The 19,904-nt window shown below is 46.5% G+C and carries 14 protein-coding genes; 7 read left to right on the forward strand and 7 right to left on the reverse strand.

What is annotated here, in order from left to right:
- Positions 1 to 21 precede the first annotated feature (21 nt).
- Positions 22 to 1,227: a tryptophan synthase subunit beta gene (trpB, locus tag BUB86_RS04615; RefSeq protein ID WP_073206207.1), complete on the reverse strand. Its 1,206-nt coding sequence runs from the start codon at positions 1,225 to 1,227 to the stop codon at positions 22 to 24.
- Positions 1,228 to 1,616: 389 nt separating this feature from the next.
- Between trpB and BUB86_RS04620 the strand changes: the two genes are divergently transcribed.
- Both BUB86_RS04620 and BUB86_RS04625 read left to right on the forward strand, forming a co-directional pair.
- A complete protein-coding gene (locus BUB86_RS04620) occupies positions 1,617 to 2,615 on the forward strand; it encodes a caspase domain-containing protein (RefSeq protein WP_073206210.1) in 999 nt (332 codons plus the stop codon).
- A gap of 30 nt (positions 2,616 to 2,645) precedes the next feature.
- Positions 2,646 to 3,485, forward strand: a complete 840-nt coding sequence (locus BUB86_RS04625) for a hypothetical protein (protein WP_073206212.1) — start codon at positions 2,646 to 2,648, stop codon at positions 3,483 to 3,485.
- Positions 3,486 to 3,488: 3 nt separating this feature from the next.
- On the opposite strand, the gene uvrA is transcribed toward BUB86_RS04625, so the two are convergent.
- Complete coding sequence (gene uvrA, locus BUB86_RS04630; protein WP_073206214.1) at positions 3,489 to 6,341, reverse strand: excinuclease ABC subunit UvrA; 2,853 nt, start codon at positions 6,339 to 6,341, stop codon at positions 3,489 to 3,491.
- Positions 6,342 to 6,353: 12 nt separating this feature from the next.
- Positions 6,354 to 7,019, reverse strand: a complete 666-nt coding sequence (locus BUB86_RS04635) for a gliding motility-associated C-terminal domain-containing protein (RefSeq protein ID WP_073206216.1) — start codon at positions 7,017 to 7,019, stop codon at positions 6,354 to 6,356.
- Positions 7,020 to 7,125: 106 nt separating this feature from the next.
- Here BUB86_RS04635 and BUB86_RS04640 point away from each other — a divergent pair, with 106 nt between their 5' ends.
- From BUB86_RS04640 to BUB86_RS04660, 5 genes are read left to right on the forward strand one after another with little or no spacing between them, the layout of a single operon-like run.
- A complete protein-coding gene (locus BUB86_RS04640; RefSeq protein WP_073206219.1) occupies positions 7,126 to 8,478 on the forward strand; it encodes a LysM peptidoglycan-binding domain-containing protein in 1,353 nt (450 codons plus the stop codon).
- A gap of 18 nt (positions 8,479 to 8,496) precedes the next feature.
- The gene (locus BUB86_RS04645; protein ID WP_081373097.1) at positions 8,497 to 9,288 is read left to right on the forward strand and encodes a porin family protein; all 792 of its coding nucleotides are present in this window, start codon (positions 8,497 to 8,499) and stop codon (positions 9,286 to 9,288) included.
- A 10-nt stretch (positions 9,289 to 9,298) separates the two neighbouring features.
- Entirely contained in the window at positions 9,299 to 10,819 is a 1,521-nt protein-coding gene (locus BUB86_RS04650; RefSeq protein WP_073206221.1) for a peptide MFS transporter, read from the forward strand.
- Positions 10,820 to 12,229, forward strand: a complete 1,410-nt coding sequence (nhaC, locus tag BUB86_RS04655; RefSeq protein ID WP_073206224.1) for a Na+/H+ antiporter NhaC — start codon at positions 10,820 to 10,822, stop codon at positions 12,227 to 12,229.
- Entirely contained in the window at positions 12,220 to 13,149 is a 930-nt protein-coding gene (locus BUB86_RS04660; RefSeq protein ID WP_073206226.1) for an endonuclease/exonuclease/phosphatase family protein, read from the forward strand. The genes nhaC and BUB86_RS04660 overlap by 10 nt, the downstream gene beginning before the upstream one ends.
- Here the strand turns inward: BUB86_RS04660 and BUB86_RS16985 are convergent.
- The 4 genes from BUB86_RS16985 to BUB86_RS04675 form a co-directional block, all read right to left on the reverse strand.
- Positions 13,139 to 14,503 carry an MFS transporter gene (locus BUB86_RS16985; protein ID WP_081373098.1) on the reverse strand — a complete coding sequence of 455 codons (1,365 nt, stop codon included), beginning with the start codon at positions 14,501 to 14,503 and terminating at the stop codon, positions 13,139 to 13,141. The two genes, BUB86_RS04660 and BUB86_RS16985, sit on opposite strands and share 11 nt — an antisense overlap.
- A gap of 3 nt (positions 14,504 to 14,506) precedes the next feature.
- Complete coding sequence (locus BUB86_RS16990) at positions 14,507 to 15,973, reverse strand: DUF1846 domain-containing protein (RefSeq protein WP_081373099.1); 1,467 nt, start codon at positions 15,971 to 15,973, stop codon at positions 14,507 to 14,509.
- A gap of 1 nt (position 15,974) precedes the next feature.
- The gene (locus BUB86_RS04670; RefSeq protein ID WP_073206229.1) at positions 15,975 to 17,597 is read right to left on the reverse strand and encodes an MFS transporter; all 1,623 of its coding nucleotides are present in this window, start codon (positions 17,595 to 17,597) and stop codon (positions 15,975 to 15,977) included.
- Positions 17,598 to 17,694: 97 nt separating this feature from the next.
- Positions 17,695 to 19,899 carry an alpha/beta fold hydrolase gene (locus BUB86_RS04675; protein WP_073206231.1) on the reverse strand — a complete coding sequence of 735 codons (2,205 nt, stop codon included), beginning with the start codon at positions 19,897 to 19,899 and terminating at the stop codon, positions 17,695 to 17,697.
- Positions 19,900 to 19,904: the final 5 nt, after the last annotated feature.

Raw genomic sequence — 19,904 nt, forward strand, 5'->3', positions numbered from 1 at the left:
ATATAGCCGTAGGTAAAATCATTAAAAATTACCGTATTCTTTTGCCATTGCCTTATTTTTAAGGTATGTCTCTACGTCCTTGTCGCCGCGGCCTGAGACGGTGAGCACTACCACATCGTCTTTCTTGAATGTGAGCTTGCTGAGGGCTGCGATGGCGTGGGCACTCTCGATGGCGGGGATGATACCCTCCATGCGAGTGAGCTCGTAGCCGGCATAGATAGCTTCGTCGTCGTTAATAGAAAGTACCTTGGTGCGACCTTTCTTGGCCATGTTGCAATGCATAGGACCAACGCCTGGGTAATCCAATCCGGCTGAGATGGTGAAGGCCTCCTGAATTTGTCCGTCCTCATCCTGCATCACCAACATCTTGGCGCCGTGCAGAATGCCGGTGGTTCCCTTATGGATAGTAGCAGCGGTGTAATCGGTCTGCCAACCATGACCGCCTGCCTCTGAGAGTACGATGTTTACGCGCTCGTCGTTCACATAGTGGTAGATGGTGCCAGCAGCGTTAGATCCACCGCCGATGCAAGCGATGAGATAGTCGGGATAGTCGCGACCAATCTTCTCCTGGAGTTGCCATTTGATTTCTTCGCTGATGACGCTCTGCATGCGAGCCACAAGGTCAGGGTAGGGGTGCGGACCCATGGTTGAACCTACGATATAGAAGGTGTCGGCAGGATGACAGCACCAGTCGCGGATAGCCTCTGAGCAGGCGTCTGAAAGCGTCATGTTACCCGTGCGAACGGGATGAACTTCGGCCCCCAGCATCTTCATACGCTCTACGTTGGTGTGCTGGCGCTCTACATCGGTAGCACCCATAAACACCTCGCACTTCATGTTCATCAGTGCGCATACGGTGGCTGTGGCCACACCATGCTGTCCGGCTCCGGTCTCAGCGATGATGCGGGTCTTGCCCATACGCTTAGCCAGCAGAATCTGACCGATGGTGTTGTTGATTTTGTGAGCACCGGTGTGGTTCAGGTCTTCGCGCTTCAGGTAGAGTTGGCAACCGTACTTCTCACTCATTCTCTCAGCAAAGTAGAGAGGCGATGGGCGACCTACATAGTCCTTGAGCAGCGCATGATACTCCTGCTTGAACTCAGGACTCTCGATGATAGGAAGATAAGCATCCTGCAGATCGTGAACACACTTGTAGAGTATCTCGGGTACGTAAGCACCGCCGAACTCTCCGTAAAAACCTCTCTCGTCAGCAAAATAATTTTCCATATATCTTAATTCTTAATTCTTAACTCTTAACTAAAAAAGACTCGCCGCAGTCGCGACGAGCCTTCTATATATCTTATATGTATACACGGCTATGAGCCTCGCGACTGTTTAATCTCGAGAGCGCCACCACCAAAAGTTGTTCTGTATACACATCATATTTCTACTTTTTTTTCTTCGGCTGCAAAAGTATATATATTATTTCAATCTGCCAAACTTTTTGCCAACTTTTTTATAAAATGAAAGCAAAAAGTGTGTTTTGCTTACAAAAAGTAGGCGGTGAAAGTGTGTAAAAAACACAGATAACTAAATTTTTCTTGTTTTTATTTGTTTATTCTAGAAATAGTTCGTATATTTGCAGCGATAGAATAACCCTATAAATAATAAATGTTATGAAACGACTGTTTATTATAACCTTAGTTTTTGCCACGATGACTCAGATGGGATGGGCTCAGAGAGATGTGGATACGTATGTGGCAGTAAACGAAGAACAAGACCCTAACACCTTCGCGGTCATCATTTCGAACGAGCATTACAAGCATGAGGCTGGTGTGCCATTCGCTCTGAACGATGGTGCTATTTTTAAGCGCTATCTGATGAAAACACTGGGTGTGCCCGAGCAGAATATTAAATATGTACCTGATGCATCGCTTAACGACATGAACTATAATTTGGCGTGGTTGGAAAAGGTTATCAACGTCAAGAAGAATGAGGCACGTGCCATTGTTTACTACAGCGGACATGGTATGCCCGATGAAGATAGTAAGAAGGCATATTTGCTGCCTGTTGACGGCTATAGCACTGAGCCAACAAGCGGTCTGAGTACCGAGGCACTGTATAAGCGCTTGGGGGCCATGCCATCGTCGCAGACGCTTGTATTCCTAGATGCCTGCTTCAGCGGATCAAAGCGCGAAGGCGACATGATGAAGGCCGCCCGTGGTGTAGCCATCAAAGCAAAAAGTGCTCCTGTAACAGGAAAAATGGTTGTGTTCTCGGCTGCTCAAGGTAACGAGACCGCTTATCCTCTCAACACGAAAGAACATGGTATGTTTACTTACTTTCTGCTGGAGAAACTACAGAAGACAGGTGGTGCAGTAACACTAGGCGAACTGAGTGAGTATGTGACAAAGAATGTAGCAGAGACTTCGATTATAACGAACGATAAGAGTCAGACTCCAACTGTAACGGCCCCTGTGGGCTCGAATGATTGGCGCAACTGGAAGATGGCTAATAATGCCGCTAAGAAATTTGAGACTCTGCCAAAATTCGTGCCAGCTGCTCAGACTCCTGCTGCCGGCCAGAATGGGCAGCAGGCTGAACCCGCAAAGCACAAGCCTGCAGTGAAGTCGATTCTGAAGAAAAGGAACTCAACGACAACAAGTGCAGAATAACTAAATATCTAATTAAAAAATTAATCTAAGATGAAAAAGCTTTTTGTTATGGCAGCTATGCTGCTGAGTGTAGTAGGCTCTATGGCACAAGAAGGAAAACAGATGGTGCTTGTAGAGAAGTTCGTTAATAAGAGTAGTGCAAACGATGCGGTTGCAAATACGCTACAGCAATCTATCGTATCAGGTCTTGTAGGTACGAAAAGATTGGACGTTGTTGATGCCGCTACTATGGTTGATCTGCCTACAGTGAAGAACGACCTGTTGGTTTATCTGAACGAGAATGGTATCGGTTGGATGGTAGAGGGTATTCTGAACTCTGTCAGCAGCGCTAAAAAGTCGATGACTATTAGTGGTAAAACCTCTTATTATTATGAGGGTAACGTGAACTATACGCTTACATTGATTAATACAGAGTCTGGCTTCACCGTTATTTCTGAGACCCTTACAGACAGCAGTACAGGTGACTCGGAGACTGAGGCTATCACAGCAGCTGCTAACGATGCCAAGAAGCGTATGGAACGTTTCGTTCAGAATAACTTCAAGGTAGAGGCTACTATCAAGGCTCTTGACGAGGTTGACGCTAAGAAGGGCGTGAAGACCTGCTATGTTAGCATTGGTAGCGATATGGGCGTTGAGAAGGGCCAGATATTCGAAGTATTCGCTCAGATTCAGGTAGCTGGCGAGAATGTCGACCGCAAGATTGGTGAAGTAAAAGTGCTGGAAGTTGTTAGTGGCACAATGTCTCGCTGCTCTACAAAGGACGGTGGCCCTGCCATCAAGAATGCTTTCGAGAATCAGCAGAAGATTACCGTACGTAGCCGCGCTAAGAAGGATGTGTTAGGCGGCTTTGGCGGTCTGATTAAGTTGTAAGAATTACTTCTTAAGGACTTCTTTGATAAAGCGGGGTGTATAGCCCCGCTTACTTTTTGCTACTTGCTCGGGCGTTCCAGTAGCCAAAATCTGACCACCATTGCGGCCACCTTCAGGACCAATGTCGATAATCCAGTCGGCTTGTTTGATTACATCAAGATTGTGCTCAATGATGATAACCGTATTGCCACGGTCAACTAGTTGTTGAAGTACCTGCATCAGTATGCGGATGTCTTCAAAATGCAGACCGGTTGTTGGCTCATCAAGAATATACATGGTTTTACCTGTATCGCGCTTAGATAGCTCAGTAGCCAACTTGATGCGCTGACTCTCGCCACCAGAAAGGGTGGTAGACGGCTGACCCAACTTGATGTAGCCCAGACCAACATCCTGAATACTCTTGATTTTACGCAGAATCTCGGGCACGTTCTCGAAGAACTCTACAGCCTGATTGATAGTCATATCAAGTACGTCGGCTATCGACTTACCTTTGTAACGTACCTCGAGCGTCTCGCGGTTATAACGCTTGCCATGACAATCCTCGCAAGGCACCTGAATGTCGGGCAGGAAGTTCATTTCGATGGTTTTATAACCGTTTCCACCACATGTCTCGCATCGTCCACCTTTCACATTAAATGAGAAACGGCCAGGTTTATAACCACGGATTTTGGCCTCGGGCAGATTGACAAAGAGCGATCGGATATCAGAAAAGACACCTGTATAAGTAGCTGGATTAGAGCGTGGTGTTCGGCCGATGGGACTTTGGTCTACACTCACTACCTTATCTATATATTCCAACCCCTCAATAGCCTTGTAAGGCATGGGGCGCTTGAGCGAGCGGTAGAAGTGCTGCGAAAGAATGGGTTGCAGAGTCTCGTTGATGAGCGTTGATTTTCCTGAGCCGCTCACACCGGTTACTACAATCAACTTGCCAAGTGGGAACTCGGCATCGATATGCTTGAGGTTATTACCAGTACAGCCTTTAAGTATCAGGCTCTGGCCAGAGCCTGGTCGTCTTTTGCCAATTTCTATTTTCGTCATGCCGTTCAGGTACTGAGCGGTCAGGGTATCTGTCTTTAATAAATCGTCGGGCGTACCTTGAAACACTACTTCGCCGCCCTTACGTCCGGCACGCGGACCAATATCTACGATGTAGTCGGCATGGCGCATCATGTCTTCGTCGTGTTCAACTACGATGACTGTATTGCCAAGGTCGCGTAGTTCCTTCAGCGAACGGATAAGGCGTTCGTTATCGCGTTGATGCAGACCAATAGACGGCTCATCAAGAATGTAGAGTACGTTGACCAGTTGTGAACCAATCTGTGTAGCGAGTCGGATACGTTGACTCTCACCCCCCGACAATGAAGCCGATTGGCGATTGAGCGAGAGATAGTCGAGTCCTACCTCAAGCAGGAAATCCAAACGGGTCTTGATTTCCTTCAGAATTTCCTTAGCGATTTTGTATTCGTTCTCAGATAGGTCTCTAGCCTCTCCCTGCTCACCTTTTTCCTCTATCTCTGCAATCCACGCACGCAAATCGCTGAGATCCATTGTTGCGAGGTCGGCAATGTTGCGGCCGCCGAAGGTATATGATAATGCCTCGCGATTCAATCGCTGACCGTGACACTCCGGGCACTCGCATTCAGCCAGGAATTGGTCGGCCCACTTCTGTCCGGCGCTTGAATCGTCGTTGTCTATCACGTTGCGTAGGTACTTGATGATGCCATCGAACGAAACGAAATAGTCGCTTGATGTATGTACCAGATCTTTATCGATACGCACATCCTCAAGTGATCCATAGAGTAATTCGGTCATAGCATCGTCGGGTATTTCGCCGATAGGCGTGTTGAGGTTGCAGTCGAATTTTGCAAGAATGGCCTCAACCTGCCAGAAAATCATCTGATTCTTGTATTTGCCAAGTGGTACGATGCCGCCTTCGCGGATGGTGAGTTTCTTGTCGGGAATCACCTTGTCGAGGTCAATCTGATTGATTACGCCTAGGCCTTTACAATGCGGACATGCACCTTGAGGCGAATTGAACGAGAAGTTGTTAGGTGCCGGGTCGGAGTAGCTGATTCCTGTAGTGGGGCACATCAGTCGCTTGGAGAAGTGCTTAATCTGATTCGTATCCTGATCGAGAATCATAATCAGTCCATCGCCTTGTTTCATGGCAATAGAGATAGACTTTTTCAGACGTTCCTCATCGGGAGTATCGGGCACTTTCATGCGGTCGATCACTACTTCGATGTCGTGGTTTTTGTATCGATCCACCTTCATGCCTTGAACTATCTCCTGCATCTGTCCGTCAACACGGATATGCAGATATCCCTTGCGGCGCATACTCTCAAAGAGTTCGCGATAATGACCTTTACGACTACGAACTACAGGCGCCAGAATGTAAATCTTATGCCCAGCATAATCGTGGGTAATCATATCCAACACGCGCTCTTCAGTATAACGCACCATCTCCTCACCGGTGGCAAAACTATAGGCACGACCAGCGCGGGCAAAGAGCAATCGCATATAGTCGTAAATCTCGGTGGTGGTTCCTACTGTAGAACGGGGATTCTTGTTGGTTGTCTTCTGCTCGATACTGATGACGGGCGAAAGACCTGTTATCTTGTCGACATCAGGTCGCTCCATGCTGCCAAGAAAGTTGCGGGCATAAGCCGAAAACGTCTCAATATATCGGCGCTGACCTTCGGCAAAAATGGTGTCGAAAGCCAGCGACGATTTGCCGCTGCCACTTAATCCCGTTATCACGGTTAGTGAGTTGCGGGGAATCTCTACATCTATATTCTTAAGATTGTGTACGCGGGCTCCGTACACATTTATTTTATCGTCTTCTCTCTTCATTTTCTCACTATCTCAGTTTTCGCTCTGCGTAAATCCACGAAGCAGATTAACATCTTTACGGATATTATAAATGATGCCATCGGCACCGCGGGCCTTTACCACTACAAAGTAGACACCTTCTTTAACGGGCTTGCCGTTGTGGGTGCCGTCCCATCCCTCGGCAGGATTGGTCCAATCGTATAGCTTCTGGCCCCATCTATTATATATGTACGCGTGGAATTCCACAATACTCTGATATTCTTTTGCTTTATAAATGTCGTTATGTCCATCTTCATTTGGCGAGAATGCGTTAGGCATCAGGAGTTTGCTCTCGCTGATGGTTACGCAGATTCTTGATGAGTCGCGCTCTTCATTGCCGAGGTTGGCATAAAGAGTAATGTATGTTTTGCCCGCCTTGGTAAAGGTGTAATCGGTATTCTCCTCGTAGCGTACCATCATGTCCTTGCTCTCGCCTTCAATTCTGAAGTGCCATTCGTAAGTTGGATTCAAACCTTCCATATCTGTAGGGTTGGCACGGAACGATACACTGAGTGGAGCTTGACCGCCGAAATCACTTCTGGTCTCGGTTTCCACGCCATTGTCGTCAACATATATTGCTGATATCTCGACACTCTGTGCTGAAACCGAAATCGACGTCAACATCGCAAAAACAGTTAGTATTATCTGCCAAAATCTCATATTTTATTCATTTAAAGTGCAAAGTTACTAAATATTTCATAAAGATTCATCCCCAATTCACAATTATTTTGTACTTTTGTACGCGAAATGACTAAAATTTGAAAATATGACGCGAGTTTTAAGATATTTTTTGTTCTTTGCCGCTTTCTGGTTGTCAGTAAGTGTGGCTTTGGCCCAAGAGGCAGAACAGATACGCGGATTACATAAAGTAAAGAAGAAGGAGACCATCTTCGGCATATCTCGTATGTACGATATTACCATCGAACAGTTGATGAAAGCCAACCCAGAGATGAGTGCTCCTGATTATGAACTGAAGAAAGGGGCTGTGTTGAGAATTCCATTCCCCACACTTCAGACGGAAGCACCTGTGGCAAAACCAACCAATGAAGAAGATGTTGATGATGTACGCAAGCGTGCCATCAGATTGGGCGTGATGCTGCCTCTACACAATGTAAACGGTGACGGTAAACGCATGGTAGAGTACTATCGAGGCGTGCTGATGGCATGCGATAGCATTAAGAAATTAGGTATATCAGTAGATGTACATGCATGGAATGCTGCCGAAGATGGGGATATCAATAAGATTCTGAGTGATGAAAACGCTGCTAAATGTGATTTGATTATCGGTCCACTCTACTCAAAGCAGATGGATGCTATATCAGCTTTTGTTGAGAAACATAAGATTAAACTGCTGATTCCGTTCTCGATTAATGCACCACAACTGGCCGATAATAAGTATATTTATCAAGTGTACCAAAGTCGTACCTTCCAGGATGCTGCTACCATCGAACACTTTGTAAAGGGATTCAAGAACTATCACACAGTGATTATTGATTGCAACGATTCTACAAGTCAGAAGGGTAGCTTTACATCAGCTCTTCGCCGGCAGTTGGATCAGGAAAATATGGAGTGCTCGATAACTAATCTGAAGTCGGGTGAGAGTGATTTTTCGAAGGCCTTCAGTCGTACTAAGCCCAATGTGGTCATTCTGAATACCGGTCGTTCACCCGAACTGGGTATTGCTTTCTCGAAACTTAATGGACTCAAGGTTACCAATCCTGATTTGCTGATAAACATGTTTGGTTATACTGATTGGCTGATGTACACAAGTGCCCATTTGGAGAACTATTATAAGTTTAATACTTATATTCCATCGGTGTTCTATTATAATCCGCTATCGGCATCAACCAAACGCCTGCAGCAGAAGTTCCGCTGGAATTTTCATACCGATATGATGAATAGTCTGCCAAGATTTGCAATTACCGGCTTCGACCATGCTTATTTTTTCCTTACCGGATTGCATCGCGAAGGTAAGAATTTCTTAGGTGAGAAGAGTCATCCGGAATATGTACAGGTTCCATTGCAATTTGAACGTTACGGTAATGGTGGCTTGAGATGCCGTACACAATTATTTGTTCACTATACTCCCGACAATCGGGTTGAAACCATTAAGTTCTAAAAAATGAGGAATGTCAGGATGATGAAGCGCAAGTTTTTAGTTATTTCTTTTTTTCATTTTTTCATTGCAACGGCGGTTGCCCAGGTAGGAGAATACCGAAATGATTTGGCTATTGGCGTAAATGGTGGTTATGTGATGAGTAATGTGGCTTTTGTTACAAAGGTTCCTCAATCTCAGTTAGGTGGTATCACTGGTGGTATCACTGCCCGCTATACTTGTGAGAAGTATTTCAGTAGTATATGTGCTGTAACCGCCGAGCTTAATTATGCACAGATAGGTTGGAACGAAAGTATATTGGACAAAAATGACCAGCCGGTTCCACTTCATACTGATCCTACACAGAATCTGGCTTATAAGCGCAAAATGACTTATGTACAGGTTCCTCTGTTGGCTAGACTGGGGTGGGGACGTGAGCGCAATGGCTTTCAGGCGTTTATTCACCTTGGTCCACAAATCGGATTCTTTGTGAATGACAAGTCGGAGAGTAACTTTGATGTTCATCAGCCTGAGTTTAATCCTAGCAGCAGTACATATCAGTACGCCAATCTACGCTCGTCTCATGTTGTGGCTCAGGATACCATGGCAGTCGAGAATAAGTTCGACTATGGTATTGCGGTAGGCGCAGGTTTGGAGTTCAGCAATCGCCACTTTGGTCACTTTATGATAGAAGGTCGCTACTACTACGGACTAGGAAACATATACGGTAACACCAAGCGCGATTATTTCTCGCGTTCAAACTTTGGTAATATCGTTATTAAGTGTACCTATCTGTTTGATATCATCAGAACAAAGAATTCTAAAATCAAATAAATAATAAATTATGTTCGAAAATCAACCCAAAGGTTTATTTGCGTTGGCTTTGGCCAACACAGGTGAGCGATTCGGTTATTACACCATGCTCGCCGTATTTGCATTGTTTTTGAGAGCTAACTATGGTCTGGATGCCGGTTGGGCAGGCGAAATCTACAGCGATTTCCTGATGCTCGTTTACTTCCTGCCTATCGTAGGTGGATGGCTGGCTGACCGTTTCGGCTTCGGTCGTATGGTTACCATTGGTATCTTGATCATGTTTGCAGGTTACCTGCTGTTATCAATCCCTCTTGGCGGCGACACATTCGCACTGGTTGTGATGCTGGCAGCTCTTGTTCTGATTGGCTTCGGTACCGGACTTTTCAAGGGCAATCTGCAGGTTATGGTGGGCGATCTGTACAACGATCCTCAGTATGCTAACAAGCGCGATGCCGGTTTCTCACTGTTCTACATGGCTATCAACATCGGTGCTCTTTTTGCTCCTACAGCAGCTGTTCGCATCATGGAGTGGTCGCAGCAGAATCTGGGAACTAGCGTTAACGACAGCTACCACTTTGCTTTCGCTATCGCTTGTGCTTCACTGATTCTTTCTATCGCCATCTACTACGCCTTCCGTAGCACATTCCGTCATGTGGAAGGTGGCAAGGGTAAGGCCGATAAGGCTCAGGCTGCAAGCAATGAGCCGGAGCTGACCAAGGAGGAGACAACCCAGCGCGTTGTGGCTCTGTGTCTCGTGTTCGCTGTAGTTATCTTCTTCTGGATGGCTTTCCACCAGAATGGTCTGTCGCTCACTTACTTTGCTGATGAGTTTACTGCTAAGTCGGCTACAGGTGCTGACACTATGCCATTTGATGTGATTAACCTCGTGATGATTATTTTCATCGTTTATGCTGGTTTCTCACTCTTCCAGAGCAAGACACCAAAGGGTAAGGGTATTTCTGCTGCTATCATCATTGTAGCGCTCGGTATTCTGGGTTATAAGTATACTCAGGCTACTGGCGAGGTTGCTATCTCTGCTCCTATCTTCCAGCAGTTCAACCCATTCTATGTAGTCGCTCTTACTCCAGTATCTATGGCTATTTTCGCTTCACTGGCATCTAAGGGTAAGGAACCAACACCTCCACGTAAGATTGCTTATGGTATGTTGGTGGCTGCTTCGGCATTCATCGTGATGATGCTGGCTTCGCAGGGGCTGATGACGCCTAACGAGCAGAAGGCTGCTGGCGATGCTGCTACATTTGTTTCGCCTTACTGGCTCATCAGCACCTACCTCATCCTGACATTCGGTGAGCTGCTGCTTAGCCCAATGGGTATCTCGTTTGTTTCAAAAGTGGCTCCTCCAAAGTTGAAGGGTTTGATGATGGGTGGATGGTTCGTATCTACCGCTATCGGTAACAAGCTCGTAGGCGTTGGTGGTTACCTCTGGGGCGATATCCCCTTGACCGTAGTTTGGGGCGTGTTCATTGCAGTATGTGTTGTAGCTGCGCTGTTCATGTTCGCAATGATGAAACGTCTGGAAAAGGTTTGCTAAATGATACAGTTCATCCCATTCCTGGTACTAATAGTACTCATCACATGTTGCGTTGCCGTTTTTGGCAACGCAACTTTGGATGGTGCTAGTCAGGTATCGTTGTTAGTGGCTTCATCAGTAAGTGTCTTAGTAGGTCATTTCACTAAACGACTGGAATGGGAGAATCTGGAAAAAGAGATAACGGATAAGATAGCCAGTTGTACACCGGCTATCATTATCCTTTTGTTGATTGGAGCTATTGGCGGCACATGGATGGTGTCGGGTATTGTACCAACGATGATTTTTTATGGTATGCAGATTATCCGTCCTGAGGTATTTCTCGTTAGCAGTAGTGTGTTGTGTGCATTAGTTAGTTTGATGATTGGTTCATCGTGGACTACCGTTGCTACTATCGGTGTTGCTTTGATGGGTATCGGTAAGGCCCATGGCTTTGATGACGGCTGGATTGCTGGTTCTATCATCACTGGTGCTTATTTTGGGGATAAGTTGTCGCCCTTGAGCGATACTACTGTGCTGGCTTCGAGTGTGTCTGGAACGCCGTTGTTTACTCATATCCGCTATATGCTCTATACCACCGTGCCCACATTCTGCATCTCGCTCACTATTTTTCTGATTGCAGGTTTTACTATGAATGTTTCTGGTCATGGTAATGTGCATGAGTTTATGAAAGGTTTGCAGCATACATTCGTCATCTCGCCTTGGCTATTAATAGTGCCTGTACTGACGGGTGTGATGATTGCTCGTCGTTGGCCTTCGATGGTGGTGCTGTTTCTGGCCATTCTGTTAGCAGCTATCGTCGGACTGTTGGTGCAGCCAACGCTGGTTCATGCTATTTCTGGTTCAGGTGATTGGGGATTGCTAGCTTCGTATAAAGGCATGATGCATGTAGTTTATGGCAGTACACATATCGAAACTGGTGTACCAATGTTGAACGACCTGGTACAAACGAGTGGTATGGGTGGAATGATGCCTACTATCTGGCTGATCATCTGTGCCCAGACGTTTGGTGGTGCTTTGACGGCTACTGGTCAGTTGCAGGATTTGATGCGACAGGTATTGCGCTTTGCCAAGAGTACGGTTTCGTTGGTGGCATCTACCGTTGGTACATCGTTGTTCTGCAACGTAGCAACTGCCGATCAGTATCTGTCAATCATGTTGGCCAGCTCGATGTTCAAGGATGAATATATAAAGAGAGGTTACGAACCGCGTTTGTTAAGTAGAACTTGTGAGGATAGTGCTACAGTTACTTCGGTCTTGATTCCTTGGAATACCTGCGGTCTCACTCAGAGTACTGTTCTCGGTGTGGCTACGCTTACTTATCTTCCGTATTGTTTCTTCAACTTCCTCTCGCCGTTAACAAGTATTGTTGTTGCCGCTTTAGGTTGGAAAATCAAACGTAAATGCTCTTAAGTCTTTTACTCTCAGGGTTCTTCACGTTCGTTGAACTCAATTGCGAGAATCTGTTTGATTATCTTCATGACGAGGGTAAGCAGGATGTGGAGTATCTGCCAGAATCCACGCGTCATTGGACGAAGAAGCGCTATTGGCATAAACTGAATAATATTGCTCAGGAATTAATTTCATGTTCAGAAGATGGTATTCCCGATTTGATTGCCCTCTGCGAGGTCGAAAATGATTCGGTGATGCGCGACTTGACAAAAAGGTCATTACTCCGTCATGCAGGATATGAGTATCTGATGACGACATCGCCCGACCAGCGTGGCATCGATGTGGCTTTGCTTTATTCACCTTTCACTTTTGCACCTATCCGTAGTTATCCTATTAGGGTAGAACCAATAAAAGGTATGCGTGCTACCCGTGATATCCTTTATGTTTGTGGTGAGACTGTTTCGGGTGATACGCTACATGTGTTTGTGGTTCATCAGCCGAGTAAGTTTGGTGGTGAGAAATATTCACGTCCTTTCCGTCGGGTGGTGGCTGATAGGGTGTGCCAATCAATAGATTCGATTTGTTCCGTTTCCCAGAATCCCAAGCTATTGATAGCTGGCGATTTTAATGATGGTGCAGATGGCTATAGTTTGCTACCATATTATCAGCATGATTTGCAGAATATTACTAAAGATGCCAAAGGAGGTTATGGCGTTAGAGGTACTTATAAATATAAAGGCGAGTGGGAGAGTATAGACCATATTCTGGCAAGTCCTATTATATATAATAAGGTGTATTCAGCTGTTATTCATTCTCCATTATTTTTATTGGAAGATGATACGCAGTATGGTGGATACCGTCCTCGAAGAACATATAATGGTATGCGCTATCAGCCAGGCTATAGCGATCATCTACCGTTAATAGTAAGATTTACTTTTTGATGTTAGGCTGTTGTAGTCCGTAGTGTTTTTGTCGGTCTACAATCAGCATGGCGATAGCAGTCAGGGCTGCACCTAAGGCTGTGAAGCCGAATATCAGCATCGATGTGGTGTAACTTGGGTCGGTCTCATTGGCTCGTCCTACACACATTGGTATGATGGCTCGACCGAAGTTCTGGATAAAGAAAATCATGGAATAGGCAGTTCCCAAGCACTTTAGTGGTATAATCTTTGGTACACAAGGCCACAGAGCAGCAGGCGCCATAGAGTATCCTATGCTTAGAATAACCATCAGAGCAATGGCTATCGTGCTACTATGCATCGGCAATGAGAAGCCAAAGTGAACAGCAGTAAGCATCAATGCGCCTGTGATAACTAGGGTTACACCCTTACCATATCGGTCGTTTACAAATCCGAACAATGGCGTCATGAGTATTGTACCAAATGGAGCTATCGACGAAAAGAACCCTGCGATATCTGCGTCTACGCCATATTTCATCACCATTAGTTTGGTAGAGAACTTTAAGAATGGCGAAACGGCCGAATAGAATAAAACGCAGAAAAGCGTAATGAGCCAGAATCCAGGATTGCGAAGGGTGATACCTATATCCGCCAAACGGAATTCCTCGCTAGCTTCACTTGTTATGCTTGTAGTACTAGTATTGCTCGTCCTGCTAGTACCATCCAGCCTCTTATCCATCACACAGAATACAAGAAATGCCAGCAATCCGATAATGAGAAATGCCAGCGATACCAGCAGTGGCGTAGAAAGCTTGAAATGTCGTGCGATGGGGGCTGATATACTAAGAGCGGCTGCTGTTCCTAAACGTGCCATAGCCAACTGTATACCCATAGCCAAAGCAAGCTCGTGGCCTGTAAACCAACGTACCATAGCTTTCGACACGGTAATGCCGGTCATTTCATATCCCACACCGAATATAGCGAAACCTAGGCTGGCTCTTGCAACAGTTCCTGGCATATCGATGTCAAACAGAGGGATATGAATCATGTCGTACTCATGGGTGATGGCTACCAATTTTATCATGGTGCCAATGACCATTAGTGAGCAGGCCAGAACACCGGTAAAACGAATGCCCATCTTGTCGAGGATCAATCCCGAGAAGAAAAGCATCAGCAGGAATACATTGATAAAGCTTCCGGCACCCGAGAAGAAACCGTAGTCGGATGGAGTCCAACCTAGTCCGCCTTGACTGCGAGGCATCTCCAACAATGTCTCGAGTGGAGACATCACGTCATTAACGAAGTAGCCCATCATCATAGCCGTAGCTACGATGATGAGCACTGTCCATCTCGCAAAAGGAGATTCGTTAAGTCGATGTCGGATGACCTCTGACATATATTACTTCTTCTTCTTTACAGGGTCGCAGGTCAGTCCGCAGCCAAGCTTCTTGAATATCTTGCGATCAACCTCGCTCAGCATGACGGTGGTGTGTACCTGGCAGCCACGCAGTTTGGGCAACTGCTCCAGCGCCTTGCGACAGTTTTCGTCGTCGTTCGAGAGCACACTTAGTGCTACCAGAACCTCGTCGGTATGCAGGCGTGGGTTCTTACCTCCCAGATATTCAATCTTTGTTTTCTGAACTGGTTCGATGAGGCTCTGTGGAATCAGTTTTGCCTCATGGTCAATCTCTGCCAGATGCTTGGTGGCGTTCAGCAGAAGAGCTGCACTACAACCCAGCAGGGGTGATGATTTGGCGGTGATAATAGTACCATCCTCTAGTTCAATAGCTGCAGACTGAAGTCCTGTCTCCAGTTTCTTCTCGTAGGCAGCTGTTGTAACAGGTCGGAAGGCGGTAGTAATCTTGGCCTGATTAAAGAGCATACGTATCTTGTTGACCTCGCTCTCGTTGTCGGCACCATCAGCCATCTTGTTGGTAGCATCGTAGAATCGACGGATGATCTCATCCTTTGAAGCCTTACAGCAAACCTCATCATCGCTGATGCAGAAGCCGATCATATTAACACCCATATCTGTTGGCGACTTGTATGGATTCTCGCCATAGATACCTTCGAAGAGTGCATTCAGCACGGGGAAGATTTCGATATCGCGATTGTAGTTCACGGCGGTCTTATTGTAGGCCTCCAGATGGAATGGGTCAATCATGTTCACATCGTTAAGATCGGCAGTAGCTGCCTCGTAGGCGATGTTGACAGGATGCTTCAAGGGCAGATTCCAAACGGGGAAAGTCTCGAATTTAGCGTATCCGGCACGGATGCCACGCTTGTTCTCATTGTAAAGCTGCGACAAGCATGTTGCCATCTTACCTGAACCAGGGCCAGGAGCAGTAACGATAACCAGAGGACGTGAAGTCTCAACATAGTCGTTCTTACCGAAACCTTCGTCGCTGGCAATCAGCTCCACGTTGTGAGGATAGCCGTCGATGGGGTAGTGAACGTACGACTTGATGCCCTCGCGCTCCAAACGATGACGGAACTGGTCGGCAGCATGCTGTCCGTTGTAGTGAGTGATAACGACACTGCCCACCATGAAGTTGCGGCTCATAAATTCATCGCGCAGACGCAGTACGTCCTCATCGTATGTGATGCCGAGGTCGGCACGGACTTTGTTTTTTTCGATGTCCTCAGCATTGACAACTATCACGATTTCGATGCTGTCGCGCAACTGGCCCAGCATGCGAAGCTTTGAATCGGGCTTGAAACCAGGCAGAACTCTTGATGCATGGTGGTCGTCAAACAACTTTCCACCTAACTCCATATAGAGCTTTCCGTCGAACTGAGCAATACGCTCTTTAATATGCTCAGACTGAATCTTGAGATATTTCTCGTTATCGAATCCTATTTTCATATTACTCTGTGATGTTAGGAAGTTCGAGACCAATACCTTTTTTCTTATCTACAACCTTCAGCACGAAGCCCAGAATCAATGCTGCTACACCAAGTGATGCCAGCATAACCAGTGGTGCTGTGTAATCGAACTGAGTAGGATCGGTAACGCCGGGGTTTGTCTGGTCGAGTACCTTACCAATGAGCAGTGGGAACAGCCACAGACCGATGTTCTGAATCCAAAAAATCAGTGCGTAAGCTGAACCAATCACCTTAGCATCAACCAGCTTGGGCACTGATGGCCAGAGCGAAGCTGGAACCAGTGAGAACGATGCGCCAAGAACCAGAATGGTTGTGTAAGCGATGATGATACCACCAACGGCATTGTCCTTGAACATAGGCAGAACGAATGCGAAAGTAAGGTGACAAGCGATGAGCAGGATTGAACCCAGCACCAGCATTGAAGCAGCCTTGCCATGATGGTCAAGATAGCTACCAAGGATAGGAGTGATGAGTACAGCCAGCAGTGGGAATACAGCAAAGATACTCTCGGCCGACTGACGCATGTAACCCATATAACAATAGGTGATAAGTGCAACGATTGAAAGTCCCAACAAACCGAACTTCAGGTTAGCCTTCTTCTGGAAGTTTGAAGCGAAACCTGCAGCGGCAACCACCAGCATGATAACATACTGAACGATGGTTACATCAGGCTGAGCCCAGAATGAATCAGCATCTGGAGTGGTCAGTGTAAGGTTACACTGCAGCATGTTTACAGCATACTTCTGGAATGGGAAGATAGCAGAATAGTAGAGTACGCAGAGCAGAGCTACAATCCAGAAACCGCTATCTGTAAGAATCTTACCCAGGTCGCTAATCTTGAATGGATCGTCCTTCTCCTCAGCCTCACCAGTCTGTGCATCCAGCTTCTGGTCCATGAAGAAGTAAACGATAGTCATGATGAGTGCGATACACATCAGCACTACACCAAAGGCAACTGAACGACTAACGCTTACCTCGCCACCCAGACGGGCAAAGAAAGGCGAGAAGATCATACAGGTGGCAACACCTAGACGAGCTAGAGCCATCTCTGAACCCATAGCCAGAGCCATCTCGCGGCCCTTGAACCACTTAACGATTCCTCTTGAAACGGTGATACCAGCCATCTCGCAGCCACAACCGAAAATCATAAATCCGCAGGCTGCAAACTTTGCCGAAGCAGGCATGCCAGCATAGAATGGCGATACACCCAGCTCGTCGAATACGGGGATATAGTTCAGGTGATTGTTAAACCATGCCTCGAGTCCAGTTCCCATGAAACTTTCGCTAACGGCATACCACTTTACACAGGCTCCAACCAGCATAACGGCAGCTGAAAGAACTGCTGTGAAGCGAACGCCCATCTTGTCGAGGATGATACCTGCGAAGATGAGGAAGAACACGAATACGTTAAGGAATACCTCTGAACCCTGCATGGTACCGAATGCTGTTGAATCCCAACCACGGGTCTCCTGCATCAGGTCCTTGATAGGTGAGAGGATATCCATAAAGATGTAGGCACAGAACATAGCGAGTGCCAGAAGTAATAGCGCAGTCCAGCGCATGCCAGCGCTGTCGCGAAGAGTTTTCTGAATTGCTTGAGTCATTATTGTTTTTTTTTATTTCTTTCTCTTTAAATTATTCCCACGTTGGGAACATAATGTTCCCACACTGGGAATGAATTGTTCCCACACTGGGAATATTTTACTTCAACCAGCGATCCAACCAGTTAAAGAATGTACGTTGCCAAAGAACTCCGTTCTGTGGTTTCAATACCCAGTGATTCTCATCGGGGAAGATGAGCAACTCGGCAGGAATCCCCTTCATGCGGGCAGCATTAAATGCCGACATTCCCTGAGTAGCGTTGATACGATAATCCTTCTCGCCATGAATGCAGAGGATAGGAGTATCCCACTTCTCAACGAACTTATGTGGAGAGTTGTGATATGTCTTTTTGGCGTTAGGCAGCTGAGGACGGTGCCAGTAAGCCTCGTCGTACTCCCAGTTAGAGAACCAGTTCTCTTCAGTCTCTGTGTACATAGCAGCCAGATTGAAAGCACCATCGTGAGAGATGAATGCCTTGAAACGCTTGTCGTGGTGACCTGCGAGATAGTAAACAGAGAAACCACCGAACGATGCACCAACGGCACCCAGATGATCCTTGTCTACGTATGGCAGATTGTTGGCAGCATCGTCGATAGCCGACAGATAGTCGTCCATGCACTGACCGGTCCAGTCACCTGAAATCTCCTCGAGCCACTCGTGTCCGAATCCAGGCAAACCGCGACGGTTTGGTGCAACAACCACATATCCCTGAGATGCCATGATAAAGAAGTTCCAACGATAGCTCCAGAACTGTGAAACAGGACTCTGAGGACCACCCTCGCAGAACAGCAGGGTAGGATATTTCTTCGAAGCATCGAAGTTTGGTGGCAGGATAATCCAAGCCAACAACTCCTTACCATCGGTAGTCTTCACCCAGCGCTGCTGAACAGAAGGCTTAGCCAACTGATCGGTAATGTGCTTGTTCTCGAAAGTAAGCTGACTAACAGCTGTGTTAGCAGGCTTCTTGAAGTTTGGGGTTACAATATAAAGATCGGCAGGAGCGGTGATAGAGTGGCGCTCCATCAGCAGCTGCTTACCATTGTTCATCAGATGGATTGAACCAAAGTCGGCCCAAGCATTACCCTCCTGGCAACCAGAAGCAGACTGAGGTGTAACCATGGTGTTCATCTGTTTCAGCTCACCCTTCCAGTTAACAGCATAGAGGTTCTCTGTAGCGTGCCAAACACCAATGAAGTAGATCATCACATCCTTAGAATCGCTCCATACAAAGTCATCTACATTTGAGTCGAAACTCTCTGTAACGTATTTCTTCTCACCAGAAGCTAAGTTGTAGACACACAGACGGTTACGATCTGACTCGTAGCCATCGTGTTCCATCGAAGTCCAAGCTACATACTTGCCGTCTGGCGAGAACTTGGGGTTCTGATCGTAACCAACGTTGTTCTGGAGATTCTCCTTAGCGTTCACGCTCTGGTACTTCAGAGTCTTGGTGGGATCAACCTCAGGAGCCTTGTAATCAGCAGGCTTGCAGAGGTTCTTCGTCTCGCGCGTACCTATTATATATAAGTAGATATCAGAATCGGTTGAGATTGAGTAGGCCAAACCAGTCTTCTTTCTGCAGGTATAGGCAATAGATTTAGAATCAGGACTCCAGTCCAACTGCTCAATACCACCGAACGGCTCCATGGGGCACTCGAATGGCTCACCCTCCAGAATGTCGATACCATCTTTGATACCGTTCTCAGTCACGTCAGCAACAAAAGGATGCTGGATGCTCTCTACATAGTGGTCCCAGTGGCGATACATCAAATCGGTTACCAGTCGACCTGTTGCTTTAGGCAGGTCATCAGGATTCTTCTTGATAATCTCATTGAATTCAAGAGAGTGGAGTAGGATTACTCTCTTGCCATCGGGCGAGAACTTATATCCCTCGATATCCTTCGAGGTCTTTGAAATCTGCTTGCGGTCAGAACCGTCAGCATTCATGGTCCACAACTGACCACCTGAAAGGAATGCAATCTTACCCTGATACCAAGTAGGATCAGTCTCACTCTTTGTGCCTGTAGTCAGAGTGGTGTTGCCTGTACCATCAGCATTGATGATAGCAATCTTCTGCTGACTCTTATTGGCTTTCACACTATAGTAACCAATCTGGTAAACAATCTGCTTGCCATCGGCCGAAGCCTCAGCAGCTCCAATGCGTCCCATGGCCCAAAGAGCCTCAGGGGTCATCAAGTTGCTACTCAGTTTGATGTTCTGCTTACCTATTTTCACGTTCTCTTGCGCATTAACTAGTGATACTAGATTGGCTAGTAATATTAGAATAACTAAACTTTTCTTCATACAGT

Origin of the sequence: Xylanibacter ruminicola (assembly GCF_900142525.1) — a bacterium.
GTDB classification, from domain to species: Bacteria; Bacteroidota; Bacteroidia; order Bacteroidales; family Bacteroidaceae; genus Prevotella; species Prevotella ruminicola_A.

Excerpts from the sequence above, each read along its gene's own strand:
- trpB (WP_073206207.1), bottom strand. The coding sequence starts at position 1,227 with ATGGAAAATTATTTTGCTGACGAGAGAGGTTTTTACGGAGAGTTCGGC.
- BUB86_RS04620 (WP_073206210.1), top strand. The coding sequence starts at position 1,617 with ATGAAACGACTGTTTATTATAACCTTAGTTTTTGCCACGATGACTCAG.
- BUB86_RS04625 (WP_073206212.1), top strand. The coding sequence starts at position 2,646 with ATGAAAAAGCTTTTTGTTATGGCAGCTATGCTGCTGAGTGTAGTAGGC.
- uvrA (WP_073206214.1), bottom strand. The coding sequence starts at position 6,341 with ATGAAGAGAGAAGACGATAAAATAAATGTGTACGGAGCCCGCGTACAC.
- BUB86_RS04635 (WP_073206216.1), bottom strand. The coding sequence starts at position 7,019 with ATGAGATTTTGGCAGATAATACTAACTGTTTTTGCGATGTTGACGTCG.
- BUB86_RS04640 (WP_073206219.1), top strand. The coding sequence starts at position 7,126 with ATGACGCGAGTTTTAAGATATTTTTTGTTCTTTGCCGCTTTCTGGTTG.
- BUB86_RS04645 (WP_081373097.1), top strand. The coding sequence starts at position 8,497 with ATGATGAAGCGCAAGTTTTTAGTTATTTCTTTTTTTCATTTTTTCATT.
- BUB86_RS04650 (WP_073206221.1), top strand. The coding sequence starts at position 9,299 with ATGTTCGAAAATCAACCCAAAGGTTTATTTGCGTTGGCTTTGGCCAAC.
- nhaC (WP_073206224.1), top strand. The coding sequence starts at position 10,820 with ATGATACAGTTCATCCCATTCCTGGTACTAATAGTACTCATCACATGT.
- BUB86_RS04660 (WP_073206226.1), top strand. The coding sequence starts at position 12,220 with ATGCTCTTAAGTCTTTTACTCTCAGGGTTCTTCACGTTCGTTGAACTC.
- BUB86_RS16985 (WP_081373098.1), bottom strand. The coding sequence starts at position 14,503 with ATGTCAGAGGTCATCCGACATCGACTTAACGAATCTCCTTTTGCGAGA.
- BUB86_RS16990 (WP_081373099.1), bottom strand. The coding sequence starts at position 15,973 with ATGAAAATAGGATTCGATAACGAGAAATATCTCAAGATTCAGTCTGAG.
- BUB86_RS04670 (WP_073206229.1), bottom strand. The coding sequence starts at position 17,597 with ATGACTCAAGCAATTCAGAAAACTCTTCGCGACAGCGCTGGCATGCGC.
- BUB86_RS04675 (WP_073206231.1), bottom strand. The coding sequence starts at position 19,899 with ATGAAGAAAAGTTTAGTTATTCTAATATTACTAGCCAATCTAGTATCA.